Below are 24,880 nucleotides of genomic sequence, written 5' to 3' on the forward strand. Positions count from 1 at the left end.
CGCCAGCTCATTATTACAAACACCCCCATTCCAATGAATGGGGGTGTTTCTTTATTGTGCGGAATTTAATTTTTATAAAAGATAGATCCAAAATTAGATTTGTATTCTGGCTGTGTTCTATGAATATAATGATGAACTCTATTATTTTTGGGTACGTCCATGAAAATCAATTCTTTCTCTCCAATACCTGAAGATGATGAAGAGCTATCTTTGCCTGCATTGATTTATTGGGCATCTCTAGGTGATATCGGTCAAATAAAAGAATTACTAATAGAGGGAGAAGATCCTAATCAGACAGATGATGAGGGATATAGTGCTCTACAAGCAGCTGCTGAAAATGACCATTTAGAGATAGTTCAACTCTTAATTGAAACAGGTGCGCATGTCGCTTACAAAAGTGAATACACAGCATTAGAGCTTGCAGAAATGGCAGGTAATACTGATGTAGTGGAGTATTTAAAGAGTTTATAAAATTAAAGGCCTCTTTTGTTTAGAAAAGAGGCCTTTTGTTCAATTAAGACAAATGATATTTCTGTAATTTCTCAATAATGGATTGAAGACCTTTTACTTCAAACTCATTAGCTTCGAATTTTTCATCTTTATTACGTTTAAATATATCTCTTATCTCTATTACAGCATTCGGGTCAATAATACTTAAACTTGAGGTGACTTGACGTATTTGGCTAATAGAACGAGAGCCATTTGTTGAACCATAGCCAATAAATGCAGCAGGTTTACCACCCCATTCCTTACCGACATAATCAAGTGCATTTTTTAAAGCTGGACTGTAACCATGGTTGTATTCTGGGCTGATAAAGATAAATGCATCTGCTTGAGCAATTTTGTCTGCCCATTCTTGTTGTTTAGGTTGATCATAAATCCCGGTAGCAGGTGGGTGAGAACCTGAAAATAACGGTAAATTCCATTCTTTTAAATCAATTACTTCTGTCTGAAAATCTTCTAGATTAAATGATGGAATTGTGGATTCTAGCCAGTCGGCAACTTTAATTGCTGTACGTCCTTCACGAACACTTCCTACGATAATATAGACCAGCATGTATTTTTCCTAAGAATTTTTATCTTTATAACTTAATTCATTATATAGGCAGGAGAGAATATAGAATTTGTAAGGATTCTTATGTCACTAATAAAAATCGAATCATAAAAAAGCCCTCATTTAGAGGGCTTTTTATTTACATTAGCTTAATGCCTTGTTGGCCTTCAGGAGTAACCTTAAATATTTCTACTTCAAAGGTAATATTTTTCCCAGCTAATGGGTGATTAAAATCAATTTCTGTAATGTCATCATTAACTGATTTTACTACACCGAATAAGGTGGTTTTTGCCTTATCTTCAAATTCGATCATGTGACCAGGAATAGGGCGTTGTTCAAACTTAACTGTATCGAAAGTTTGAACATTTTCTGGATTCCACGGACCAAAAGCCTCTTCTGGTGGAAGGTGTACTGTACGGCGGTCACCTGCACGTAAACCGAATAATGCTTTTTCGAAACCTGGTAAAAGGTTTCCGTCACCAATAGTCAGACTAACTGGCTCTTCACGGCTACGTGTATTGTCAATTTCTACACCATTTTCGATAGCTACAGAAAAGTGTAGGTCGACTTTAGAGCCTTCTTGGATACGAATTTCTTCGTTAGGTTGAATAATTTCGGTCATATTATGCATCCGAATTTTGGTTACGTTGCTTCTCAAGGAAGAATGTATCAATGAGTAGCAAAATCGTACCTAGAGTGATGGCACTGTCCGCAATATTAAAAGCTGGAAAGTGATGATCTTGGTAATAAACATGAATGAAATCGACCACATAACCTAGGGTAATACGGTCAATTAAATTGCCTAAAGCTCCACCTAAAATTAAAGCGATGGCTACAGGTAGCACCACCATTTTTTTAGGCATACGCATTAACCAAAATACAAAAAGTACTGAAACTAAGCCCGCCAAAGATGTGAAGAAATAGCGCTGCCATCCTCCTGCATCAGATAAAAAGCTAAAAGCTGCACCATAGTTATGTAATAGTGTCCAGTTTAAAAATGGAAGTACAGGTACAGGATCTGCATAGTTTAGATGTGTACTCGCAATCCATTTTGTCCATTGATCCAATACAATGGCAAGGACTGAAAGTCCAAGCCAAATCAGATTATGTGGATAAAACTGGAATAAGCCTTTTTTAGCTTGTGAATTAGGCATATTTTCTCACTTCGCCACGACCAGTGACGTTCACAATACAACGACCACATAAACCAGGATGATCGGCATGTGTATTTACATCTGGAAGAACGTGCCAGCAACGTGCACATTTTTCACCTTCAGCTGCAGATATTTGTACACGTAAGCCTTCCATTTCAGTTGCTTCACCTTGCTCAGCAAATGGATGTACTACTACTTGCGAAGTAATAAGAACAAAACGGAGTTCATCAGCCAGTTGGTTTAAAACTGTTTGTAATGATTCACTTGCCCAAAGTTCAACTTTGGCTGAAAGATTACTGCCGACAAGTTTAGCGTTACGCGCTGCTTCAATCTGTTTATTTACTGCAGATTTTACGCTAATCAATGTTTGCCAATCTTCTTCAGAAAGCAAGTTTGCTTTTGATGAAACAGGTAAGTCATACCATTCTGAAGTAAATACATACTTTTCAGTTTGTTCTGGAATCAATGGCCAAGCTTCTTGAGCCGTAAAGCTTAAGATTGGGCTCATCCAACGGATAAATGCTTGGACAATATGATAAAGCGCTGTTTGAGCAGAACGACGTGCCTGAGAATCCGCTTTAGTGGTGTATTGACGGTCTTTGATAATATCTAGGTAGAAACCACCTAAGTCATTAATACAGAAGCTTGTTAACGCACTACACACCACATGGAAGTTCATTTCTTCATAGGCAGTGATAATGGTTTGTTGTACTTCATTCGCACGCTGTAAGATGTATTGATCTAGAGCGATAAGGTCATCTACGTCCAGAGCATCAGTACTTGGTTTGAAACCATTTAGATTCGCAAGCAAGAAGCGTAGAGTATTACGAATACGACGGTAGCTATCACTTACACGGCTAAAGATTTCTTTTGATGCTGCGATTTCATAACGGTAGTCACTAGAAGCTACATATAGGCGTAAACCATCGGCACCAAGCTGTTTGATGATTTCTTCAAGCGGAATATAGTTGCCTAAAGATTTCGACAATTTACGGCCATTTTCATCAACGGTAAAACCATGAGTTAACAAGGCTTTATATGGCGCACGATTGTGAATTGCCATAGACGTTAATAAAGAAGATTGGAACCAGCCACGGTGTTGGTCTGAACCCTCTAAATATAAGTCAGCAGGGCTTTCTAATTCATCACGTTGCTCAAGTACAGCGTAATGCGTTGTACCAGAGTCGAACCATACATCGAGTGTATCGCGAACAGCGTTATATTGTTCAGCATCGTCACCAATGAAATCTTTTGCTTCACGTTTGAACCATGCTTCGATACCTTCTTCTTCGATCAGTTGAGCAACTTCTTCGATGAGTTCAGGTGTACGAGGGTGTAATTCGTTCGTATCTTTATGAACAAAGAATGGAATTGGAACACCCCAAGTACGTTGACGTGAAATACACCAGTCCGGACGACCTTCGATCATTGATTCAATACGGTTCTTACCCCAGTTCGGTACAAACTCGATATCATTTTCAATGGCATTAAGCGCACCTTCACGTAATCCTTTTTGATCCATGCTAATGAACCACTGTGGTGTAGCACGGAAAATAATTGGAGTCTTATGGCGCCAGCAGTGTGGGTAGCTGTGTTTAATTGGTTGATGAGCCCATAAACGGCCTACAGCGCCCAAAGCTTCGATAATCTTTGGATTGGCTTTATAGATGTGCTCACCAGCATAGATTGGAGCAGTTGGAAGATAAACACCGTTACCACCCACTGGGTTATCTACTTTAAGGTTGTATTGAAGACCTACTTTATAGTCGTCTGCACCATGGCCAGGTGCTGTATGTACGGCACCTGTACCGCTTGTTGCAATAACGTGCTCACCTAAAATAACCGGAACTTGACGATCAGTAAGTAGAGGATGTTGCAGGGTCAGGTTTTCAAGAGCCGAACCAGTAAAATCAGCTAAAACAAATGGGTTTTCAAGCTTGTAACGCTCAATCGCTGAAGCAACTAGGTCTTTAGCAAGAATGAAGTTTTGCTTACCGCGCTCAGTTGTCACTTGGACCAATTGATATTCAATTTCGGCATGCAACGCAACGGCTTGGTTAGCTGGTAATGTCCAAGGTGTAGTGGTCCAGATCACGATATCTGTTGGATCTTGAACTTCTACGTTTAAGCGAGCACTTAAATCTTTTAGATCGACAACGCCAAAACCAACATCAATTGCGTCAGATTTTTTATCTTCGTATTCAACCTCTGCTTCAGCAAGAGCTGAACCACAGTCCATACACCAGTTCACTGGCTTTAAACCTGGCTGGATATGGCCATTTTTCTGGATGAGACCTAGAGCACGAACGATATCGGCTTCTTGTTTGTAATTCATGGTGAGATAAGGATTATCCCAGTCACCTAAAATACCAAGACGTTTAAAGTCAGTACGCTGTAAATCAATTTGTTTTAGCGCGTATTCACGGCAAAGTTTACGGAAAGTTGCTGCGTCAACTTTTTCGCCCACTTTACCTACTTTCTCTTCGACTTTTAGTTCGATTGGCAAGCCATGACAGTCCCAACCTGGAACATATGGTGCATCAAAACCTGAAAGCGTACGGCTTTTTACAATAACGTCTTTAAGTACTTTATTGACTGCGTGACCTAAGTGAATTGTACCGTTCGCATATGGAGGGCCATCATGCAAAATATATTTTTTCTTGCCAATACGCGATGCACGAATCTGCTGATAAATGTTGTCGGTATACCACTCTTCTAACCATTTCACTTCACGTACTGCCAAATTTGCTTTCATTGCAAATTGAGTATCCGGCAGGTTTAGCGTGGCTTTGTAGTCCACTGCATTCTCAGGAGTTTGCTTATCGCTCATGCAAGTTTTCTTCCAGTTTAATCAGCTTGGGAGCTGACATGTTTTACAATCAAAATTCGAATTAAAAAGGAAATTGTGTCGTGTCGTTACGGTATTGTCGTAACTGTTGCACGTCATTATCAATTCCAGCCTTAAGTGCTTCAAGCGAAGGGTAGTTCAATTCACCATGAAGATAGTGAAGAAAAGTCACCCGCATAAATAAGCCATACAGATTAGCAGAAACATCAGGGAAATGTACTTCTAATCTCCATTCTGGATGTTCTTGCTGAATGGCGGGACGTGTACCGACATGACCTGCGCCATAGAGACTATTTTCATGATATCCGGCAATTCCCAGTTTCTCTGGTGTTTCTTGGCGCACTTTTTCAGTGAGAGAAGTCGTTTCGCAAATGACTTCAACGCCATAAATACCGTTTAAACAAGGTTTGTGGCGATTGAGTCGAACATTAATGGTTGGAAAATCAAGAGTTCGTCCAATTTGATCGCCATATTGGACACGTCCAGTAATACTGTACGGACGGCCTAATAATTTAGCTGCTAAAGCGAGATTACCCACTTGAAGTACTTGGCGAATACGGGTTGAACTGACGCGTTCACCTTCAAGTTCAATGGTGTGTAAATTTGTGACTTGGAAGCCATAATCTTTTAAAAATTCACTGTTGCCTTGGCGGTCTTTACCGAAATGAAAGTCATCCCCCAAAACTAATGACTGGGCATTTAATTTATTTTTTAATAAATCTGCGAAGGCAGATGCGCTCATGCTACGGAAATGTTCATCAAATTTAGCAACTGCAATATAGTCAACGCCAAGCTCAGCTAGGTATTCAACTTTTTCCCGTAATGAATTAATACGAGGAGGTGCATCATAACCTTTAAAGAATTCAAGAGGTTGTGGCTCAAAAATCATGACCAAAGTTTTTAAGCCTTGTGCTGCAGCAATTTTTTTGAGTTGAGCAATCATCGCTTGGTGGCCTAAATGGACACCATCAAAATTACCAATAGTCACCGCTGTTTGAGGTAACTGAAAATTGGGCGATAACGCATTGAGACGAAGCAGTTTCATGAACTTAAAATATGGCTATTTTTGCAAGGGCTATATATTGCCATAATCTCACAGATTCGTCTTGTTGTTGTGTTTTTACTCAGTTATTTTTCAATATGAATATCTTTATATTTAAAATATTGATGAATTAAATAAAAATAAATCAATTTTTCTTATTAGTGGTTTGCTCTACTATGTCTTTATCCACTCTTTGATTAGAGAACTAAGATGAAAAAACCCTTTTACCAATTAAATCAAAGCAAAGATGTTATACGACATTTTACCCCAAATTGGTTTACAGCGACTATGGGTACTGGCGTGGTGAGTATGATTTTAATCCAGCTGCCATTTGCTCAATCTTTTTTATTCACGTTAGCAACTTGGTTATGGCAATTTAATATTGTCTTATTCAGCGTTTTTTCAGTTCTTTATTTATTGCGGTGGTTTCTTTTCCCTCATGAAGCGAAGCAAATATTTAATCATCCAAATATGAGCTTGTTTTTAGGGGCTATCCCGATGGGGCTCGCTACAATATTAAATGGTTTTTTAAGCTTCGGTGTCGGGCTTTACGGTGAAGTTGCGATACATATTGCTCAAGCTTTATGGTACGTCGATGTCTTTTTAGCTCTAGCAATTGCGTGGATTGTGCCGTTTTGCATGTTTAGCCGTCAGAACCATCAGCTACATACGATGACTGCAATCTGGCTTTTACCTGTGGTTGCATGTGAAGTAGCAGCAAGTTCTGCGGGCATGTTAGTAGCTCATTTACCAGCAGATTTGCATAGCTTTCATTTATTAATGGCGGGTTACGTACTTTGGGGGATTTCTGTCTTACCTGCATTCGCTATTTTGACAATTTTAATGTTACGCATGGCTTTACATCAGTTACCGGAAAAAGAAGTCGCAATTTCTAGCTGGTTGTCTTTAGGTCCAATTGGAACAGGTGCATTAGGTTTATTGTTATTAGGGCAGCAGGCACAAAGAGTGGCGCCAAACGTAGGATTTGACCAATTTGGGAATATCTTTCAAGCCTTAGGAGTTGTAGGCAGTCTTGTACTTTTAGGCTTTGGGTTATGGTGGCTTGGTCTTGCGATTTTAACAACGTTCCGTCACGCAAAGACAGGTATTCCATTTAACTTGGGCTGGTGGGGCTTAACCTTTCCATTAGGTGTATTTATTCTCGCACTATTTAATTTAGGACATCAGGTTGAAATTGTATTCTTACAATACGTTGCTGTGGCATTGAGTCTTTTATTATTGGCAATGTGGGGCGTGGTAATGAAGAAAACACTTGCAGGCGCATATAGCGGTCAACTGTTCTTCTCACCATGTTTAATCGCTTTACAACAAAAAGTGCAGTAATGATGAAAAGGTGCAAAAAGCTTTTGCACCTGATTTATACTTATTTTCTAACTTATTTAATTTTGATTTGAGCCTTTTGAATGAACACTGATATTGCTTTAATTATGGCACTTCCTAATGAATCTAAAGGTTTGTTTGAACAGGCAGGTGTTGAAGTCCATTACAGTGGTATTGGTAAGATTAATGCTGCCTTTAAAGCATTTGAAGTTATTCAAAAAACAGGATGCAAAACTCTAATTAATTTAGGTTCGGCAGGAAGTTCGTCTTTTAATCGCCATGATTTAGTCGAAGTAAAAACTTTTGTACAACGGGATATGGATGTTTCACCCCTAGGTTTTGAAGTAGGTGTAACGCCGTTAGATGATCATTTGGCGGCAGAGATTCATCTTCAACCACATTTTATTGATTTGCCAAAAGCAGTATGTGGAACTGGTGATTCATTTGAAACAGGTCAGCCAAAAGTAGCTTGTGATGTGGTTGATATGGAAGGCTATGCTTTAGCTAAAGTGTGCCATAAGTTAGGTGTACGATTAATTTCTGTGAAGTATATTACTGATGGGGCAGATGACACTGCACATCTGGATTGGGAAGAAAATTTATTGTTAGGAGCCCAGAAACTCCTAGCCCTTTATCAAAACCATTTCTAAAAAAAAGATCGGCAAATTTGCCGATCTTTTTTTGTTTTAACGAGGCAAGACGCCGTAGAGCATCATATGTACCGTATGCTCAATCGAACGCTGGAACATACTGCGGTTACGAAGCGTTTTACCAGTCACCATTTCCATTTGAGTCGCAAAATCTGCATAGTTTTGCGTAAGGCCCCAAATATTGAGTATTAATAACTCAGGGTCGATATCTGGGGAAATCTTTCCTTCTTCTTGCCAAGTCTGAATGACTTTAGCTTTGCGCTTAAATAGCTTTTTCAAAGGCCCTTTCAGTATAGGCAAAATATGTGGAGCGCCTTGAATAATTTCTAGTGCAAATAATCTAGATGCTTTCGGTTGGCTACGAGACAGTTCGATTTTTTGAATTAAATAGTGAGATAAGGCTTCGGCTGGTTCTAATTCAGCTTCTAAAGTTTGTAAGGGGGCCAACCATTTTTGTAAAACGGTTGTGAGCACTTCTACATATAAAGACTCTTTATTTTCATAGTAATAGAAAATATTCGACTTATGCATGTCGGCGAGTTGGGCAATTTCATCCAGACTTGCTCCACTGAACCCATAGACTGAAAATACGTCAAGGGCCGCAGCAAGAAGCTGATTGCGCTTTTGGGTACTCTTTTTTTGTTCCATCTGCTGCATAATTAAAAAAATAATATTCCCATTGTAAGGGAAATTGTTTGATTTGTGCACAGGTGTCTTGCTTTTTTAATCAAAAAACAGCTAGTTATTTGTGTAATAGATATACTATTGTGCAAAAAATAGAGAGATTCCCTAGTTTATTGTTATTCTTAAAAATATTTTTTAACTTTCGCCCTAAAAAAGAGCAATAAAACAGCAGTTTTATTGCTCGTAAATTGGGCATTTTTCGGCTGAGATACTCTCATTACTCATCACAACCTTAAGTTGCCAAAACCGCATCGAGTACTTGTTGCTCAAGTTGAGCAAAAGTAATGCTTTTTTTACGCGGGCGCGGCAAATTAACTTGGAAACTTTGAGCAATCTGGCCCTTATCTAATAAGATAATACGGTCAGCTAATTGCACTGCTTCACTCACATCGTGTGTGACCAAAATTGCAGTAAAGCCTTGCTCCTTCCACAAGCGCTCAATCAAGCTTTGCATCTCAAGACGAGTTAACGCGTCTAATGCACCCAAAGGCTCGTCTAGCAACAATATGCGCGGCGTATGCGACAGTGCACGTGCTAGGGCAGTACGCTGACGTTGACCACCTGAGAGTTGGGAAGGCCATTGCCCAGATTTTTCTTTTAAACCGACTTTTTCTAGTAATTCTTCTGCTAAAGCATGTTGCGATTTTGGTAGCCCAAGTTGAACATTTTGAAGAATATTTCTCCAAGGAAGTAAACGAGGATCTTGGAACATTACTCGAATATCATCGTTCGTAATGCCTTCACGTAAATGTCGCGCAGATTTAAATTTGATTTCCCCAAAGCTGGCTTTTTCAAGTTGAGCAATTAAACGGAGTAACGTACTTTTGCCACAACCACTTCGGCCAACAATTGCTAAAAACTCACCCGGCTGGATGTGTAGGTCAAGATCTTCGAGGACCTTTACCTCGCCATAGAATTTATAAAGTTGCTCAATCAGAATCTCTGCACCTAATACAGGTTCTTGAGATTCTGTTGGTTCTTCCGGAATGAGCTGCACTTCATTCTGATTAATATTTAAATTCAGATTTGTCATGTTCTAAGCTCCCTTATTTCTGATATCCAGAGTGCCAACGTAGTAAATAGCGTTCCAAAAGCTGTGCTAAAACATCTGCCAGTTTGCCTAGTAAGGCGTACAGAAGAATACCGACCAGAACTACATCCGTTTGTAAAAACTCACGTGCATTCATGGTCATATAACCAATACCTGCTTGAGCTGAAATGGTTTCAGCAACAATGAGCAATACCCAAACCAAACCTAAAGCAAAGCGTAAACCCACTAAAATAGAAGGCATCGCACCCGGTAGAATAATTTCTTTGTAAAGCTGCCAGCGAGAAAGCCCATAGCTTTTGCCCATCTCAATCAATTGAGGGTCAACTGATCGAATACCGTGATAGGTATTAATATAAATGGGGAAGAAAACACCTACGGCGACTAAAAATAATTTTGCTGTTTCATCAATCCCGAACCACAAGATGACGAGTGGGATAAGTGCTAAGGCTGGGATGTTACGAATCATTTGTAAGGTCGTATCGAGCAGGGTAGAGGCGAAACGCGAAGACCCGTTGAGTAGACCTAATAACAAACCTAAACCGCCACCAATCAACAACCCCAGTAAAGCACGCCCTGCACTCACTTTAACGTGCTGCCAAAGTTCTCCACTCACCAGTAGATGCCAAAAAGCGGAAACAACAGCAGTAGGTGCAGGTAAAATACGGCTTTCTAAAAGACCCGAACTTGAGGCAATTTGCCAAACAACCAATAGAAGAATAGGGAAAATCCAAGGCAGCAAACGCTGCCCGATTTGTTTTGTTCCACGTGAAACAACACTTTCAGCTTTGCTCATGCAGGCTCCTTGACGGAACTATTTTGCTTCTTCTCGTCTGGAACATAATTGTTGGCAATAATTTCACCGAATGGACCGGTTAAATTTGGCTGAGCAAGTTTAGCGCGAGTTTCAATTGGTAATAACGGGAATACTAACTCTGCAAAACGAATTGATTCTTCAAGGTGTGGATAGCCTGAGAAAATGAAGGTATCAATACCTAAATCAGCATATTCCTGAATACGAGCAGCAACTGTTTCAGGGTCGCCTACAAGTGCTGTACCTGCGCCACCACGGACTAAACCAATACCCGCCCAAAGGTTTGGAGATACTTCTAGTTTGTCTCGATTACCACCATGGAGAGCTGCCATACGTTGTTGACCTACAGAGTCCATTTGTGCAAATTTTTTCTGTGCGGCAGCAATAGTCGCATCATCAAGATATTGGATAAGCTCGTTCGCTGCTGCCCAAGCTTGTTCGTTGGTTTCACGAACAATCACATGCAAGCGAATACCATAAGTTAATTTACGACCTTTAGCCTCAGCTTTAGCACGAACATGTTCGATCTTTTGTTTAACTGCCTCTGGTGGTTCACCCCATGTAAGGTAAGTATCGACTTGCTCAGCAGCCAAATCGACAGCGACGTCTGAAGAGCCACCGAACCAAAGTGGTGGGTAAGGCTTTTGAACAGGTGGGTAAAGTAGTTTTGCATCATCCACTTGTAAACGTTCACCGTGGAATGTAAAAGCTTCACCCGTATGTGAGCGTGTCAAAATCTCACGCCAGATTTTTACGTATTCATTGGCAGTTTGATAACGCGTTGAGTGATCTTCATATAAGCCATCACCGCGTAATTCAGCCTCATCACCACCAGTCACTAAGTTGAGTAATACACGACCATTCGACAAACGGTCAAACGTTGCAGCCATACGTGCTGCCAAAGCTGGTGTGGTTACCCCTGGTCGTAATGCAACTAAAAATTTAAGGTGTTGAGTTGCATCAATTAGGCTAGCCGCCGTAATCCAAGGATCTTCACATGAACGACCTGTTGGAATAAGTACACCTTCGTAACCTAAATTATCTACTGCCACAGCAATTTGCTTCATATAGGCATGGTCAACCTGACGAGCGCCTTTACTTGTACCTAAATAGCGACTATCACCGTGGGTAGGAATAAACCAGAAAATTTTCATGTGCATTACCTATATGTCTATTAAAATTACTTGGCACCCCAAACAGCTTGTTTAATGCTGATTGGCTTTGGAATGATGCCTTGTTGAGTAAAAATGTCTGCGAGTTGCTGCTGCTCAGCAATCACTTTGCTGCTGAGTGGAGCTGCCGATGAGGGGCGCGGACGGCGTTTAATAAATAAATCACTGGTTGCAGGTTTAAGACCTGTACTTTGACCAATCGCACCTGCCGTTTCTGCTTGATGGCTTTGAACCCATTTATCGGCTTGATTGATTTGTTTGATGAGCCCTGAAACAGCTTTCGGATGTTGTTTAACAAAATTTGGAGCTGCTAAATAAAATGTATAGTTCGTGCTTAAGCCTTTACCCGATGCAAGAACACGAGCTTGGTCTTCTAGTTGTGCTGAAGCGAAGTAAGGATCCCAAATTGCCCATGCATCAACGGCACCTTTTTGAAATGCTGCGCGAGCATCGGCAGGGGTAAGCCAGATGGGGGTAATATCGCTCCAGTTTAGGCCTGCTTTACGTACGGCTTGTACAAGTAAGTAATGTGAGCTTGAACCTTTTTGCAGCGCAATGCGTTTGCCTTTAAGGTCTTTAAGCTGTTTTAGTTGCGAGTTTTTTGGAACTAAAATTGCCGATGCCAATGGCTTAGCAGCTTCATAAGCAATGTAATATAAAGGCTTTCCAGCCGCTTGAGCATAGACAGGAGGAGTGTCTCCAGTAACGCCTACATCAAGCGAACCGACAGCTAAAGCTTCTAAAATTTGTGGACCGGCAGGGAACTCATTCCAAGTAATTTTTGCATTTGGGAATTCTTGCTCAAATAGCTTTTGCTGTTTGGCAATTGCAAAGTTAATCGAGCTTTTTTGAAAACCAATACGAAGTTCTTTCACGGTTGGGTCAATTGCCCAAGCGGGTGCGGCAATTGTTAAACCTAATACAGTGACTGCACTGAGGCGCTTAATTAATTGTGTCCACTGATTCTTATTAAATAATGATTGATGTTGCATATTGATATCCTTGTTCCCCTTGAGGTCAGGCACAGCATTTATATGATTATTTAAGCCGTGCCCAAGCTAGGTTTATTTCAGTTTTAAAATGGCATCTTGAATGGTGAGTTTGTTTGGAATGAGCTTTTGTGCATAAAAAGCATCAGCCACTTGTTGTTGTTCTTGTGCCACCTTGTCAGAGATTGGCTGAACTCCAAAACCCATACGTGAAATGGAAGTTTTGAGTACATCAAACTCAAGTGCGGTAGGTTTTTCGAGTAATTTGGCCGCTTCATCCTGATGTGAACTTACCCACTCAGTGGTCTGGTTAAGTGTCTGTACAACAGTATTGAGTACTTTCGGATTATTTTCTGCAAATTTACGGTCAGCTAAATAGAACTGATGATTACTCACCAAGTTTTCGCCTGTTGCTAAAACTCGCGCCTGAATTTGATGTTCAGCTGCTGCAAAGAAAGGGTCCCAAATCACCCATGCATCGACAGCACCTTTTTCAAAGGCAGCACGTGCGTCTGATGGCGGCAAATAAACTGGTTGAATATCACTTAAGCTTAAGTTGTTGGCTTCTAAAACTTTTAACAATAGGTAATGAACATTCGAGCCTTTATTAAGAGCAACACGTTTGCCTTTTAAATCTTTAATAGATTGGATTGGAGAGTCTTTTTGTACCAATAGTGCTTCAGCTTTTGGTGCAGCAGGTTGGTTTGCGACATAGACTAAATTTGGATTGGCAGCCTGAGCAAAGATCGGTGGCGCTTCACCTGCTTCACCGAGTGAAACACTTCCTACGTTTAAGCCTTCAAGCAATTGAGGGCCAGCAGGGAACTCAACCCATTTCACTTGTACGCCTTGTTCTTTTAATGCTTTTTCTAAGTCACCACGAGCCTTTAAAATAGGAAGAATCCCATATTTTTGATAGCCGATATTTAAGGTTGTGGTGGCTTGTTCCTCTTTTTTGGCACAACCACTTAACATCATCACTCCTGCAAGGCTGGCCGCGATGACTGAATATTTTGCCCATGAAGTGGTGTTGAAAAGTGCCATGAGATTTCGTGCTCCCCGAAAGAGAAAAAGAAAAAAATAATTGGATGAGCAGATACCCTAAATGGATTTTTATTTCAGAAAAAATAAGTATTCGGTCTTTATTTATGCAAAAAAAAGCTAAACACAATAGGCTATAAACTTATGCGAAAAAAAGATTTATCTATTAGAAATATATTTAATGAATTTTGATTAAGTTGATGTAAATAAAATAAAAAATATTAAAACCTTAAAAAATTTAGATTTAAAAAAAGTACAACCATAAATTAATCGTGTTTACGGTTGTACTTTTTGAACTAAGCTTATCTGAAATAAGAATATCTTAAAAAGAGCAAAGGCTAAGGAAGCAGTTTCTTAAAGACTAAAGAATTCCTTTGATAGTTATAAAGCGCCTGACGAGCATTTGGTAAATCATCAACACTCACCTGATGGAAACCGTGCTCTAAGAACCAGTGGGCGGTACGGGTGGTTAAAACAAATAATTGACGAATACCTTGTTCTTTTGCCTTTTCTTCAAGGAATTGCAAAATCTGGCTACCACGGTTCGATTTACGATAACTTGGGTGTACTGCGACGCAGGCAATTTCTGCTGAACGTGTTTCATTAAATTCTGTTGGAATTGGATAAAGTGCAGCACACGCTAGAATCGTACCATCGCGCTCAATAACAGCGAACTGGCTAATCTCTTGCTCTAAACGTTCACGCGAACGATAAACTAAGATACCTTCTTCTTCTAATGGACGTAATAAATTCATTAAACCGCCTACGTCTTGAATATTGGCCATGCGAACTTCTTCATAATGCGCATCGGTAATCATGGTGCCTATACCATCTCGAGTAAATAACTCTTCGAGAAGGGCGCCATCATAGGCATAAGAAATAAGATGAACGCGGTGTACACCTGATAAAGATGCTTTTTTTGCCTGTTGCAAATGCAAAGTGAGTGTTGGGCTAATAGTTTGATATTGTTGAATATAGTAGTCCAGTTGATGTGGGCTTAATTCACGTAATATTTGCTCATCTTCATTCAGCAATCCTTGTTGCTCACCTAGAAAAATGAGTTTATCTGCTTTTAAATAAGTTGCTGTTTTAGTTGCAACTTCTTCAGCTCTTAAGTTGAAAACCTCGCCTGTAGTGGAGTAACCCGTTGGCCCTAGCAGTACAATATTATGGTTGTCGAGGTGTCGATCAATCGCATCTGTATCAATAGAACGAACTTCACCTGTAAGCTGGAAATCCATGCCATCACGAATGCCATAAGGTTTAGCAGTCACAAAATTACCTGATACCACATCTATGCGAGCGCCGTACATTGGCGAGTTTGCTAAGCCCATAGAAAGCAATGCTTCGATTTCTAGGCGGATAGAACCTACAGCACTCATGACACAGCTTAAAGATTCACGTGTGGTAATACGGCTGTTGTCATAAAAAGGAGTTTCGATTCCTTTTTCTTTAAGATTTTGATTAATTTGCGGACGCGCACCGTACACGAGAATTAAGCGAATACCAAGAGAGTGCAATAAAGCAATGTCGTGAATGATATGTTCGAAATTAGGATGACGGACTGCTTCACCACCAAACATCAACACAAATGTTTTATCGCGGTGAGCATTAATGTAGGGCGCTGAGTGTCGAAACCAGTGTACATAATGCTGGGTGTTATTATGCGACTTACTTACAGGCTTACTTGACATACCGATCTCGAATCAACAGCAAAAAGATATAAAGATGATTCTAAACAAAAAAGATTAAAGCCGCATGTTTTAGATAAAAAAACACCCAAATTGAAATTTGGGTGCTTAAAAAGTTTTAAATTAGTAAACCACTCTAATGATTTTATGACTTTGTTCATTCACCAGTACATAATTTCCATTCACTTTATACCATTTTTGGTAACGACCTGGTTTAGTCAATTTTTGATGTTGACGATAGTCGATCACGTAACGTGAATGTCGATACTCATGCGGTACAACCTGACCTACTCGCCACGCATTGCGATGATCATCTTTTTTAATCACTTTAACTGTTTTTACTTCATGGTTTTGGTAATTGCCATGATGATTATGATCGTTTGGTGCTGCCATGGCTGTTGTTGCAACTAAACCGCTAAGAGAAAGAACAATCGCTGTTGTTAATTTTTTCATTGTAAACCTCGAATGATGAGTTAAATTTCAATAATTAAAGATTAGTGAACAATTGCAGATAAATCGTGGAGGCCAAGAAGAATAAATGTGAAAACTCTCTATGAAATAAGAAGAAATTAAGAAAATACATCATTTAAGAATATAAAAAATAAAAAAGGATAAAACCCAGAGGCTTTATCCTTTTTATTCAGCGATAGCGAGGGTCTATCGCCTTAAAAACCACGAATACTCACAATGCTATTAGAATCTGTGTCGACTAAAATATAGTCATTGTTGATTTTATACCATTGCTGATTACGGCCTGGTTTTGGCAAGTTACTGTCTTTATAGTCGACTTTATAGCCATTACCACGATAGTGCTGTGGCATAACATAGCCAGGCTGCCAGCGATGTTGTTTTAAGCGTTCAAAGCCACGCTCTTCGCGCATACGGCGTTCGTCACGGATACGATCTTCATCATGATCACGTCCAAATCCTGGCCCACGATCATTCCACTCACCACGTGGACCTCCACCTTTAGGACCTTTGGGGCCATGGCCTCGGTCAAAAGGAGGGTCAGCAAAGCTCGCCATACTGGTGGTTAGTACGGTTATGCAAAGGGCTAAAATGGTGAACAACTTTTTCATGATGCATCCTCGTTTACATCTGATGTCTCTCATGTTGAATACTCTACGCGCAAAATGCAGAGAAACTGTGAAGATCATTTAATGGTTCAATTAAAATTACGGATAGATCAAGGGTTTTTATCAATAATAAAAAAGGCTTGTATATCTTTTCAGGTATAGGCAAGCCAGATTTGATGATTGGCCGTAATTTAATTTAGCTTTTTCATCTTTAACTTTTTAATCCTGCGCATCAATACTTTGACCATTGAGTGCCAAGCTGTCTTCACCCATTAAATAGAGGTAAGCAGGCAAGATAGACTCTGGTGTAGGTAGTGTTTTCGGATCTTCTTGTGGGTAGGCTTTAGCACGCATTGCAGTACGTGTTGCACCTGGATTAATGCAGTTAAAGCGGATATTTGGATAAGTATTCTCCGCTGCAAAAATTTTACTTACTGCTTCAATTGCAATTTTTGAGACAGAATATGCGCCCCACAAAGCACGTGCTTCACGGCCTACACCTGAACTGGTAAATACAACAGAGGCGTTTTCTGACTTTTGCAAAAGTGGTAATAAGGCTTGAGTGAGGGCAAACGGAGCACGTAGGTTAACTGCCATCACGTCATCCCATACTTCTGTAGGGTAATGTGCTAGCTCTACACGTTCACCTAAAATACCCGCATTATGCAAAATACCGTCTAGACGTCCAAACTGCTTTTCGAGCGTATCGACTAAAAAATCATAATCACGGTCAGAGGCACTTGAAAGTTGTAGCGGTAAAATCGCGGGTTGTGGTGCACCGAGACTCTCAATTTCATCATAAATAACTTCAAGTTTATTTAAGGTTCTACCATGTAGGACAACGGTTGCACCATGTAGGGCATAACTTAGAGCCGCAGCTCGCCCAATTCCATCACCAGCACCGGTAATTAAAATAATTCGATCTTTGAGTAGATCCGGACGAGGTTGGTATTCTGAATATTTCATTGGTAAACCTCCTTTTTTTTATATTGATAAAACAAATAGCCGTTAAAAAAAAGTCTATAAAACTCTGATGTTAACTTATCATACGCTGATTTTCCTGTAGAGCAGGAAGCTTTTGACGTAACATATCGTGTAATTCTGTCACTGTATTTACAATCGAATCGGCCTGCCATGATGCTAAATCATCACGGTGTTCGATAGGTAAATAGCCATAAGCTGCCAAGATGGTATACATATCGGCATTGCGACCAGCATCAATATCACGTGGGTGGTCGCCCACATAAATAATTTGATCTGCTGGGATATTTAACTGTTTAGCAGCCAAATACATTGGTTCAGGATCTGGTTTGGTTTTACTGACATCTTCAGGGCATACCAGAACCGCACAGCGTTCTGTTAGATTTAACTTTTCTAAAAGAGATTCACTTAATCCGCGTGGTTTGTTGGTCACAATACCCCATGGGATTTGTGCAGCTTCTAACTCTTCTAAGAGTGGATACATGCCTTCAAACAGATCTGTATCAACCACAATATTATTGCCGTAAATATCTAAAAAGTTTTGACGATGTGCCAAGAAAATTGGATTGGCTACATCCAGCTCTGGATAGACCAATTTCACCATCGCACGTGCACCTTCAGAAACCTGAGTGCGAATAAGATCGGCTTCTACAACAGGGCGTCTTGCATCACGGCACATTTGCTGAATAATACGAATGAAATCCGCAGCTGTATCGATAAGCGTACCGTCTAAATCAAATAAAACAGCTTTCATCATGCACCTGTATTAATCGTATGAACCATATAGTTAACGTCAACATTTGGCGCTAACCAGTAATGCTTGGTCAGTGGGTTGTAATGTAGTCCAGTCATTTCTTTTAACGTAAGACCTGCATTACGAATATCATGTGCCATTTCAGATGGTCGAATAAATTTATGATAATCATGCGTACCTTTTGGCAACATGCGTAGGACGTACTCTGCACCAATAATGGCAAATAAATAAGATTTTGGGTTACGGTTAATGGTCGAGAAGAACACATGGCCGCCCGGTTTAACCAGAGCCTGACAAGCTTTTACAATAGATGCTGGATCTGGAACGTGTTCCATCATTTCCATACAAGTCACCACGTCATATTGACCAGCCTGTTCTTGTGCTAATTCCTCTACAGGAATTTGACGATATTCAATATTTTGAACATTTTCTTGCTGAGCATGTAAACGGCCGACAGCTAGAGGTGCTTCACCCATATCGATACCTAATACATCTGCGCCACGACGTGCCATGCTTTCGGCCAAAATACCGCCACCACAGCCGACATCAAGTACTTTTTTACCAACAAGACCGCCTGCACGTTCATCAATCCAGTTTAGACGTAGTGGATTGATTTGATGAAGTGGGCGAAATTCAGAATGTTGATCCCACCATTTGGCAGCAAGTGCTTCAAACTTTGCGATTTCTTGTAAATCAACATTCAATTGCGACATGGTGCTACCTCTAAACTTGAGTTATCTTTTTGGATGTAGTTCGCCGTTAGTGTAGCGATTATTGGGAAAAAAGCGATAAACCCAATAAAAAACTTCACAGAAGCAAAACGAATTTAGCATATTTGTTTTATATTTAGGGCATAAGCTAATGCATAACAACTTAGAGGAAAAGCTGTAGCAATGAAAAAATTGGTTTTGGGTGGTTTGAGTGCAGCAATTATGGCCGTATCGGGTGGTGCAATGGCAGCAGATTTTGTTGCTGGTAAAGACTACACCGTGATTGCCAATCCAGGCAAAGTGGAAGTTCCGGGGAAAATCGAAGTTCGAGAGTTCTTTTGGTATGGATGCCCACACTGTTTTAAACTTGAACCGCATATGCAAACGTGGTTAAAACAGATTCCTAAAGATGTACGTTTTGTACGTACACCAGCTGCAATGAATAAAATGTGGGAACAAGGGGCGCGTACGTATTATACATCTGAGGCATTAGGTGTACGTAAACGCACGCATTTACCACTATTCCATGCGATTCAGGTGAACGGTCAACAAATTTTTGATCAGGCTTCTGCTGCGAAATTTTTTACTCGTTATGGCGTACCTGAGCAGAAATTTAATAGTACTTACAACTCGTTTGCAGTAACTGCGAAAGTTGCCGAGTCAAATAAACTTGCTCAACAATACCAATTAACAGGCGTACCTGCAGTTGTCGTGAATGGTAAATATGTCGTGCAGGGTGAAGATGGTAAAGTCACTCAAGTTCTTAATTATTTAATTGAGAAAGAACGTAAAGCAAAATAAGTTGTTTAGGCTTTACTTCAAAAAAAATGGGCTTCATGTGAAGCCCATTTTTATATTTAATTTATCGTTAATTATCACGAAATAATTCAATTAATTTTGCTGAGTTTCATCTTCAATCTGAAAATTTAAAACATCAAAATTAGCTGTTTGAGTCGGCAGTGATAATGCCTGATTAATATATAAATTAATTAATTTTTGGCGAGAACCAATCGAACGCTGGTAATACGTAGAATTTAAAAGCAGTGATGCACCATAAGTCAGTGACCAGATATAAGACAAATAATCACGAATCGACATATCATAATTCAATGATTTTAAATAATTTTCGGTAATATCTTTAATTGCCAAAATACGCTGTTGGCGAATTTCATAAAGCTCTTCGAAAAGATGCTTCAACTTAGACTCTGTCATCGTCAGATTTTCTTCAAGTTGATGCAATAGAATCGTTTTCCCTGGTGCAAGTAAATGATGAAGCATGTAATGAGGAGCATATTCTTTGAAATCTGTATTATATTTTTTAGAAATTTCTAAAATTTGCTTTTCATTTTGAATAATGAGCTCAAGTAGAAGCTCATTTTTACTTCTAAAATGCTTATAAAGTGTGCCTTTAGCAATATCTAGCTCGGCCACTAACTCATCTAGAGTAATTTCCTGATTGTTTTCTAATAACAACTTTTCTGCCACGCTCAGAATTTTTTCTTTACGCATCAAAAACTGTGTATGACGATCAAGATTCATAGGTATTCCCACACCAGTTTGGCCTAACTAATAGTTTACTTCCTGTAAAAAGAAAAAGACTTTTCTCGAAATTTTTAGCCTTTTTCTTTCTCTCTTTACGTATTACCACATAACCTGTTTTTTGTCATTTGCCGCTTCTATCGTTCCCAGTTTGCAATCCCTCTAAACAATAAGCGAACTTGTGTAGAAGCATTTTCAATAAAGGCAGTTTGTTGCAGCTTGAGCTGTTCACCTTGATATTGTTTCGATAGGTTGAGCCACGTCATTGCCCATGTAAATGACATATTAGTCAAAATGGTAGATAAGACATTTAAGTCTTGAGGATTTTGAATATGTTTAAAATTTTCGAGTTTAGTAAGATCAGTTGTTAGATCTTCAATCAGAAATTCGATTTCTCGGGCAATTGCTGCACGAACCGTTTCTGAGCCTCCCCAACGTTCAGCAATCATAAATTGCCATTGCTTAGGGCTATGATTTACTGCCTGCACAAATAGCTCAATACTGGTTTGGGTTTTAGCAGATTTATGTTGTAAGTAACTTTGTCCAAGTTGATGTAAAACACTTTTTAAATGTAGGGCAACTTGATCGACCAATTCCTTGCCGAGCTCATCCATGTCCTGAAAATGGCGGTAGAACGCTGTCGGTACTAAACCTACTTCACGTGCAACTTCACGCAAACTGATACTACTGAACGAACGCCCAGACGTGCTTAGATGCAAGGCTGCATCGAGAAGTGCCTGACGACTTTGCTGTTTTCGTTCATCCCGTATCGACATTAAAAGAACCTATTTAAACCGTGAGCCAAAGTCTAACAAAAAAGAGCAAACTTTCATAAAAAAAATAGTGAACAAGTGTTGACTGAGTGAACAGTTATAAATATAGTGTACATATGTTCACTATACGAACATGTGTTCACTCAAATAAATAGCCAGAAACAAAAGAGGAACGTATGAACGCAACACTTAGCTATCAGCCACATTGGGTTCGAGAAGATTTCGTTGATTTTGTCTTGCAGAAAATTAACGTGACTTGGGCGTGGAAAAGGGTACTTGCAGAAGTTACTGCAGTTCAGCCACTTCATACCGATATGGTGCTTATCAAGCTTAAACCGAATCGTAATTTTAATTTCGATCAGGTCCGCGCAGGTCAAAGTATTTTGCTGACTTTGCTTATCGATGGCGTTTACCAACAACGTAGTTACTCGATTATTGAAGTGACAACGCAAGGTGAAATTGCTTTAGGCATTAAAGTACAAGGTTTGGTGTCTCGTGCAGCTCAACTATTACATGTGGGCGAGTGTGTTGAGATTTCACAGCCACAAGGTGATTTTATTTTGCACCAAGGTCAGCATCCTGCAATTTTGATTGCGTCAGGAAGCGGTATAACTGCAATTTATTCACTCTTGCAGCAAGCTTTAAAACAGCAACTTGAACAAATTCATGTCATTTATTTTAATCGTGCGGAAATTTTTCATGCCGAATTAAAAGCTTTGGCAGAACAGCACCCACAGCTTCAATATCATTTTTTTAATACCACCGAGCAAAAGCAGCATTTAACTGAAAGTTTACTGCAAAAGCTGGTTCCAGATTTCGAGCAGACAGCAACTTATGTTTGTGGTCATCATGGCATGATGCAGCAAGCCAATGAAATTTATGCACAAAAAGGTGCTCAGTCGCAGCTTCATCAAGAGTATTTTCAGCCACTTCAAGTGACTGGTACACATGCAGCACAGCCTGTTATTTTCCGCCGTGCTCAACACGAGTTTTTAGCTGAAACAAATTTACTGAGCAGTGCAGAGCAAGCTGGTTTACGCCCACAACATGGTTGCCGTATGGGTGTCTGCAATAAATGCAGCTGTACCAAGGTAAGCGGAGTTACTCAAAACCTGTTAACTGGTGAAATTGAAGATCAACCGAACCGCCCAATTAAACTATGCGTGAGCCAGGCATTAAGCCCAGTCACAATTGATCTATAAAAAGAATTAAAGAGGATTAACCTTATGAATATGGCATTAGAATTTTCTACTGTTTCTAAATCTGCTCATTTAACACCTGAACAGACTGAAGAGTTTGGTCGCCGTGTTGAGCAGATTCGTCAAGACGTTATGCAAAGTCTTGGTGAGCAAGATGCAAAATATATCTACAAAGTACGTAATTTTGTTCGATATACCGAAATCGCATCGCGTGGCATGTTGATGTTTGGTGGTTGGATTCCGCCAGTCTGGCTACTAGGCACAGGCTTATTAGGTATTTCTAAAATTGTAGAAAACATGGAACTTGGTCATAACGTCATGCACGGTCAGTTTGACTGGTTAAATGAACCAAGTCTGAACGGTAATACTTACGATTGGGATACCATTGCATCGGGTGATGACTGGCGTGAAACACATAACTATGTGCACCACACCTATACCAATATTGTCGGTAAAGACCATGATGTTGGTTATGGTATTTTGCGAGTAAGTGATCAACAGAAGTGGGAACCCCGCCACCTGTTTAATATTCCTCTAGGTCTACAGTTAATGTTTTTCTTTGAGTGGTATGTAGGCGTGCAAAACTTACATCTTGAAGATGCATTAGTTTATAAAACCAAGAACTGGAAACAGGTTTGGAAAGATTCGGCTAAAGTCCGTAAAAAAGCCACACGCCAAGTTTTAAAAGACTATGTGTTTTTCCCTGTGATCTCTGGCCCTATGTTTTTACCAGTTTTTGCAGGAAATGTAGTTGCGAATATTATTCGTAACTTGTGGTCATCTGCTGTGATCTTTAATGGTCACTTTACTGAAGATGCAGAAACGTTTGAGCCTGATAATACAGACACTGAAACTAAGGCAGAGTGGTACTTACGCCAGATTCGTGGTTCAAGTAATTTTAGTGGTACAGAATGGCTGCATTTTATGAGTGGTAACTTAAGCCATCAAATTGAACACCATTTATTTCCAGATATGCCAGCTAACCGCTATAAAGATGTAGCCCCGAAAATTAAGGCACTTTGCGCAGAATATGGCATTAATTACAATGAAGCGAACTTTATGCGCCAGTTCTGGAGTGTATGGGTACGTTTAGCGAAATGTTCACTGCCAAACCATACCACTGGAAAAGTAATGCAGACATTAGAAAAGTTAAAAGCAAAATTCAAATTTGCGTAATCTCAGTTAATTAAAAATAGCTCTTTTTTAGGGGCTATTTTTATTTTTGAGTTATGAAACTTGCAGACTTACATTTGAAAGTAGGGAATAAACTCAACCTGTCAAAATCCTTTGCTATACTATGCCCAAGTTTGTATTTAAGAGAAGTTAGGAAGGATTATGCGTATTGACCAACGTGCATTAGACCAATTACGTGAAGTGAAAATTACACGAAACTACACCCGTTATGCTGAAGGTTCTGTGCTGGTCGAATTTGGTCACACCAAAGTCCTTTGTACTGCAAGCATTGATAACTCAGTGCCACGCTTTTTAAAAGGCCAAGGCCAAGGCTGGGTAACGGCAGAATATGGCATGCTACCGCGTTCAACACATTCACGTTGTGACCGTGAAGCGGCTCGTGGTAAACAAACTGGTCGTACTCAAGAAATCCAACGTTTGATTGGCCGTAGCTTACGTGCGATGGTTGATTTGAAAAAGCTTGGTGAAAACACGATTACCATCGACTGTGACGTGATTCAGGCTGATGGTGGTACGCGTACTGCTTCAATCACTGGTGCTGCTGTAGCATTGGTTGATGCGATGAATGTTTTATTGTCTCAAAAGAAAATTAAGCATGATCCGCTTAAAGGGTTAGTTGCTGCGATTTCTGTCGGTATGTATCAAGACGAAGTGTTGCTTGATCTTTGCTATGAAGAAGACTCGAACTGTCAAACTGACTTAAATGTAGTAATGACACAAGCTGGCGAGTTTATCGAAATTCAAGGTACTGCCGAAGACAAACCGTTTACCCGCGCTCAAAGCAATGCCATGTTAGAAATGGCTGAAAAAGGAATTGCCGAGCTCATTAAAAAGCAACAAGAAGCTTTAGGCTGGTAATTTTACGCTTTCTGAAAAACGCATCTTCGGATGCGTTTTTTTATGCCTTCATCAAACCGACATAAAAACATCACTTGCTTGTCACTTTTACGCTTTATTAGTAGTTCGCATTTAAACCGTTTGGAAAAAACCAATGCGAAAACTTTCACTTTTATTAATTACCTCTTTAACACTCATGCTCAGTGCTTGTAACGATGATAACGACTCAGATAATTCATCGCCAACAACACCGCCCACCAGTAATTGCAAAATGCACTGTGCACCATAA

27 protein-coding genes are annotated in these 24,880 nt (G+C 39.8%); 8 read left to right on the plus strand and 19 right to left on the minus strand.

All coding sequences use genetic code 11. The features are described from left to right. Positions 1-159: 159 nt before the first annotated feature. On the plus strand, positions 160-471 hold the full coding sequence (locus AW165_RS16995; RefSeq protein ID WP_060466521.1) for an ankyrin repeat domain-containing protein: 312 nt from the start codon (positions 160-162) through the stop codon (positions 469-471). A gap of 43 nt (positions 472-514) precedes the next feature. On the opposite strand, the gene AW165_RS17000 is transcribed toward AW165_RS16995, so the two are convergent. The 5 genes from AW165_RS17000 to ribF form a co-directional block, all read right to left on the minus strand. After that, complete coding sequence (locus AW165_RS17000; RefSeq protein WP_060466522.1) at positions 515-1,057, minus strand: NADPH-dependent FMN reductase; 543 nt, start codon at positions 1,055-1,057, stop codon at positions 515-517. 136 nt (positions 1,058-1,193) lie between these two features. Further along, complete coding sequence (locus AW165_RS17005) at positions 1,194-1,676, minus strand: FKBP-type peptidyl-prolyl cis-trans isomerase (RefSeq protein WP_014208021.1); 483 nt, start codon at positions 1,674-1,676, stop codon at positions 1,194-1,196. A 1-nt stretch (position 1,677) separates the two neighbouring features. Continuing rightward, positions 1,678-2,208: a signal peptidase II gene (gene lspA / locus AW165_RS17010; protein ID WP_060466523.1), complete on the minus strand. Its 531-nt coding sequence runs from the start codon at positions 2,206-2,208 to the stop codon at positions 1,678-1,680. Next, a complete protein-coding gene (gene ileS / locus AW165_RS17015; protein WP_060466524.1) occupies positions 2,201-5,038 on the minus strand; it encodes an isoleucine--tRNA ligase in 2,838 nt (945 codons plus the stop codon). The genes lspA and ileS overlap by 8 nt, the downstream gene beginning before the upstream one ends. Positions 5,039-5,099: 61 nt before the next feature. Further along, positions 5,100-6,101: a bifunctional riboflavin kinase/FAD synthetase gene (gene ribF, locus AW165_RS17020; protein ID WP_060466525.1), complete on the minus strand. Its 1,002-nt coding sequence runs from the start codon at positions 6,099-6,101 to the stop codon at positions 5,100-5,102. A gap of 207 nt (positions 6,102-6,308) precedes the next feature. On the opposite strand from ribF, the gene AW165_RS17025 reads away from it, so the two are divergent. Together AW165_RS17025 and AW165_RS17030 are read left to right on the plus strand one after the other, a co-directional pair. Then, positions 6,309-7,442, plus strand: coding sequence for a TDT family transporter (locus AW165_RS17025; protein ID WP_060466526.1), 1,134 nt, complete (start codon positions 6,309-6,311; stop codon positions 7,440-7,442). Between the two features lie 80 nt (positions 7,443-7,522). Beyond that, positions 7,523-8,089, plus strand: a complete 567-nt coding sequence (locus tag AW165_RS17030; protein ID WP_005804836.1) for a 5'-nucleosidase — start codon at positions 7,523-7,525, stop codon at positions 8,087-8,089. Between the two features lie 36 nt (positions 8,090-8,125). On the opposite strand, the gene AW165_RS17035 is transcribed toward AW165_RS17030, so the two are convergent. From AW165_RS17035 to ubiG, 12 genes are all read right to left on the minus strand, one after another. Further along, the gene (locus AW165_RS17035; RefSeq protein WP_005071782.1) at positions 8,126-8,746 is read right to left on the minus strand and encodes a TetR/AcrR family transcriptional regulator; all 621 of its coding nucleotides are present in this window, start codon (positions 8,744-8,746) and stop codon (positions 8,126-8,128) included. 259 nt (positions 8,747-9,005) lie between these two features. Further along, positions 9,006-9,806, minus strand: coding sequence for an ABC transporter ATP-binding protein (locus AW165_RS17040; protein ID WP_014208026.1), 801 nt, complete (start codon positions 9,804-9,806; stop codon positions 9,006-9,008). A 13-nt stretch (positions 9,807-9,819) separates the two neighbouring features. After that, a complete protein-coding gene (ssuC, locus tag AW165_RS17045) occupies positions 9,820-10,617 on the minus strand; it encodes an aliphatic sulfonate ABC transporter permease SsuC (protein ID WP_002120785.1) in 798 nt (265 codons plus the stop codon). Continuing rightward, on the minus strand, positions 10,614-11,789 hold the full coding sequence (gene ssuD / locus AW165_RS17050; protein WP_005071784.1) for an FMNH2-dependent alkanesulfonate monooxygenase: 1,176 nt from the start codon (positions 11,787-11,789) through the stop codon (positions 10,614-10,616). The genes ssuC and ssuD overlap by 4 nt, the downstream gene beginning before the upstream one ends. Positions 11,790-11,815: 26 nt before the next feature. Beyond that, positions 11,816-12,799 (minus strand): sulfonate ABC transporter substrate-binding protein, encoded by a 984-nt coding sequence (locus AW165_RS17055; protein WP_060466527.1) that lies wholly within the window; start codon positions 12,797-12,799, stop codon positions 11,816-11,818. 72 nt (positions 12,800-12,871) lie between these two features. Further along, positions 12,872-13,840 (minus strand): sulfonate ABC transporter substrate-binding protein, encoded by a 969-nt coding sequence (locus tag AW165_RS17060; RefSeq protein WP_005804832.1) that lies wholly within the window; start codon positions 13,838-13,840, stop codon positions 12,872-12,874. 335 nt (positions 13,841-14,175) lie between these two features. Beyond that, complete coding sequence (gene argA / locus AW165_RS17065; protein ID WP_016802669.1) at positions 14,176-15,531, minus strand: amino-acid N-acetyltransferase; 1,356 nt, start codon at positions 15,529-15,531, stop codon at positions 14,176-14,178. Between the two features lie 120 nt (positions 15,532-15,651). Next, the gene (locus AW165_RS17070; RefSeq protein ID WP_002120775.1) at positions 15,652-15,981 is read right to left on the minus strand and encodes an RcnB family protein; all 330 of its coding nucleotides are present in this window, start codon (positions 15,979-15,981) and stop codon (positions 15,652-15,654) included. Between the two features lie 212 nt (positions 15,982-16,193). Next, complete coding sequence (locus tag AW165_RS17075; protein WP_009387402.1) at positions 16,194-16,607, minus strand: RcnB family protein; 414 nt, start codon at positions 16,605-16,607, stop codon at positions 16,194-16,196. A 216-nt stretch (positions 16,608-16,823) separates the two neighbouring features. Further along, complete coding sequence (locus AW165_RS17080; protein ID WP_002120710.1) at positions 16,824-17,570, minus strand: YciK family oxidoreductase; 747 nt, start codon at positions 17,568-17,570, stop codon at positions 16,824-16,826. A 70-nt stretch (positions 17,571-17,640) separates the two neighbouring features. Further along, the gene (locus tag AW165_RS17085; RefSeq protein WP_080973539.1) at positions 17,641-18,342 is read right to left on the minus strand and encodes an HAD family hydrolase; all 702 of its coding nucleotides are present in this window, start codon (positions 18,340-18,342) and stop codon (positions 17,641-17,643) included. Beyond that, complete coding sequence (gene ubiG / locus AW165_RS17090) at positions 18,339-19,052, minus strand: bifunctional 2-polyprenyl-6-hydroxyphenol methylase/3-demethylubiquinol 3-O-methyltransferase UbiG (RefSeq protein ID WP_017400299.1); 714 nt, start codon at positions 19,050-19,052, stop codon at positions 18,339-18,341. Before ubiG ends, AW165_RS17085 begins: the two co-directional genes overlap by 4 nt. 180 nt (positions 19,053-19,232) lie before the next feature. Between ubiG and AW165_RS17095 the strand changes: the two genes are divergently transcribed. After that, positions 19,233-19,850: a thiol:disulfide interchange protein DsbA/DsbL gene (locus AW165_RS17095; protein ID WP_005804825.1), complete on the plus strand. Its 618-nt coding sequence runs from the start codon at positions 19,233-19,235 to the stop codon at positions 19,848-19,850. Between the two features lie 90 nt (positions 19,851-19,940). On the opposite strand, the gene AW165_RS17100 is transcribed toward AW165_RS17095, so the two are convergent. Next, entirely contained in the window at positions 19,941-20,588 is a 648-nt protein-coding gene (locus tag AW165_RS17100) for a TetR/AcrR family transcriptional regulator (protein ID WP_060466528.1), read from the minus strand. Positions 20,589-20,725: 137 nt separating this feature from the next. Next, positions 20,726-21,364 carry a TetR family transcriptional regulator gene (locus AW165_RS17105; protein WP_002120796.1) on the minus strand — a complete coding sequence of 213 codons (639 nt, stop codon included), beginning with the start codon at positions 21,362-21,364 and terminating at the stop codon, positions 20,726-20,728. Between the two features lie 173 nt (positions 21,365-21,537). Here AW165_RS17105 and AW165_RS17110 point away from each other — a divergent pair, with 173 nt between their 5' ends. The 4 genes from AW165_RS17110 to AW165_RS20250 all read left to right on the plus strand — a co-directional run bounded on the left by AW165_RS17110 (position 21,538) and on the right by AW165_RS20250 (position 24,880). Continuing rightward, positions 21,538-22,563, plus strand: a complete 1,026-nt coding sequence (locus tag AW165_RS17110) for a ferredoxin reductase (RefSeq protein WP_060466529.1) — start codon at positions 21,538-21,540, stop codon at positions 22,561-22,563. Between the two features lie 30 nt (positions 22,564-22,593). Continuing rightward, entirely contained in the window at positions 22,594-23,736 is a 1,143-nt protein-coding gene (locus AW165_RS17115) for a fatty acid desaturase family protein (RefSeq protein WP_081410710.1), read from the plus strand. A gap of 159 nt (positions 23,737-23,895) precedes the next feature. Beyond that, positions 23,896-24,612 carry a ribonuclease PH gene (rph, locus tag AW165_RS17120; RefSeq protein ID WP_002120794.1) on the plus strand — a complete coding sequence of 239 codons (717 nt, stop codon included), beginning with the start codon at positions 23,896-23,898 and terminating at the stop codon, positions 24,610-24,612. A 133-nt stretch (positions 24,613-24,745) separates the two neighbouring features. Further along, positions 24,746-24,880, plus strand: a complete 135-nt coding sequence (locus AW165_RS20250; RefSeq protein WP_265733004.1) for a hypothetical protein — start codon at positions 24,746-24,748, stop codon at positions 24,878-24,880.

The organism is Acinetobacter sp. LMB-5 (assembly GCF_001541635.1).
In the GTDB taxonomy this organism is placed as follows: Bacteria; Pseudomonadota; Gammaproteobacteria; order Pseudomonadales; family Moraxellaceae; genus Acinetobacter; species Acinetobacter pittii.

Excerpts from the sequence above, each read along its gene's own strand:
- AW165_RS16995 (WP_060466521.1), top strand. The coding sequence starts at position 160 with ATGAAAATCAATTCTTTCTCTCCAATACCTGAAGATGATGAAGAGCTA.
- AW165_RS17000 (WP_060466522.1), bottom strand. The coding sequence starts at position 1,057 with ATGCTGGTCTATATTATCGTAGGAAGTGTTCGTGAAGGACGTACAGCA.
- AW165_RS17005 (WP_014208021.1), bottom strand. The coding sequence starts at position 1,676 with ATGACCGAAATTATTCAACCTAACGAAGAAATTCGTATCCAAGAAGGC.
- lspA (WP_060466523.1), bottom strand. The coding sequence starts at position 2,208 with ATGCCTAATTCACAAGCTAAAAAAGGCTTATTCCAGTTTTATCCACAT.
- ileS (WP_060466524.1), bottom strand. The coding sequence starts at position 5,038 with ATGAGCGATAAGCAAACTCCTGAGAATGCAGTGGACTACAAAGCCACG.
- ribF (WP_060466525.1), bottom strand. The coding sequence starts at position 6,101 with ATGAAACTGCTTCGTCTCAATGCGTTATCGCCCAATTTTCAGTTACCT.
- AW165_RS17025 (WP_060466526.1), top strand. The coding sequence starts at position 6,309 with ATGAAAAAACCCTTTTACCAATTAAATCAAAGCAAAGATGTTATACGA.
- AW165_RS17030 (WP_005804836.1), top strand. The coding sequence starts at position 7,523 with ATGAACACTGATATTGCTTTAATTATGGCACTTCCTAATGAATCTAAA.
- AW165_RS17035 (WP_005071782.1), bottom strand. The coding sequence starts at position 8,746 with ATGCAGCAGATGGAACAAAAAAAGAGTACCCAAAAGCGCAATCAGCTT.
- AW165_RS17040 (WP_014208026.1), bottom strand. The coding sequence starts at position 9,806 with ATGACAAATCTGAATTTAAATATTAATCAGAATGAAGTGCAGCTCATT.
- ssuC (WP_002120785.1), bottom strand. The coding sequence starts at position 10,617 with ATGAGCAAAGCTGAAAGTGTTGTTTCACGTGGAACAAAACAAATCGGG.
- ssuD (WP_005071784.1), bottom strand. The coding sequence starts at position 11,789 with ATGAAAATTTTCTGGTTTATTCCTACCCACGGTGATAGTCGCTATTTA.
- AW165_RS17055 (WP_060466527.1), bottom strand. The coding sequence starts at position 12,799 with ATGCAACATCAATCATTATTTAATAAGAATCAGTGGACACAATTAATT.
- AW165_RS17060 (WP_005804832.1), bottom strand. The coding sequence starts at position 13,840 with ATGGCACTTTTCAACACCACTTCATGGGCAAAATATTCAGTCATCGCG.
- argA (WP_016802669.1), bottom strand. The coding sequence starts at position 15,531 with ATGTCAAGTAAGCCTGTAAGTAAGTCGCATAATAACACCCAGCATTAT.
- AW165_RS17070 (WP_002120775.1), bottom strand. The coding sequence starts at position 15,981 with ATGAAAAAATTAACAACAGCGATTGTTCTTTCTCTTAGCGGTTTAGTT.
- AW165_RS17075 (WP_009387402.1), bottom strand. The coding sequence starts at position 16,607 with ATGAAAAAGTTGTTCACCATTTTAGCCCTTTGCATAACCGTACTAACC.
- AW165_RS17080 (WP_002120710.1), bottom strand. The coding sequence starts at position 17,570 with ATGAAATATTCAGAATACCAACCTCGTCCGGATCTACTCAAAGATCGA.
- AW165_RS17085 (WP_080973539.1), bottom strand. The coding sequence starts at position 18,342 with ATGATGAAAGCTGTTTTATTTGATTTAGACGGTACGCTTATCGATACA.
- ubiG (WP_017400299.1), bottom strand. The coding sequence starts at position 19,052 with ATGTCGCAATTGAATGTTGATTTACAAGAAATCGCAAAGTTTGAAGCA.
- AW165_RS17095 (WP_005804825.1), top strand. The coding sequence starts at position 19,233 with ATGAAAAAATTGGTTTTGGGTGGTTTGAGTGCAGCAATTATGGCCGTA.
- AW165_RS17100 (WP_060466528.1), bottom strand. The coding sequence starts at position 20,588 with ATGAATCTTGATCGTCATACACAGTTTTTGATGCGTAAAGAAAAAATT.
- AW165_RS17105 (WP_002120796.1), bottom strand. The coding sequence starts at position 21,364 with ATGTCGATACGGGATGAACGAAAACAGCAAAGTCGTCAGGCACTTCTC.
- AW165_RS17110 (WP_060466529.1), top strand. The coding sequence starts at position 21,538 with ATGAACGCAACACTTAGCTATCAGCCACATTGGGTTCGAGAAGATTTC.
- AW165_RS17115 (WP_081410710.1), top strand. The coding sequence starts at position 22,594 with ATGGCATTAGAATTTTCTACTGTTTCTAAATCTGCTCATTTAACACCT.
- rph (WP_002120794.1), top strand. The coding sequence starts at position 23,896 with ATGCGTATTGACCAACGTGCATTAGACCAATTACGTGAAGTGAAAATT.
- AW165_RS20250 (WP_265733004.1), top strand. The coding sequence starts at position 24,746 with ATGCGAAAACTTTCACTTTTATTAATTACCTCTTTAACACTCATGCTC.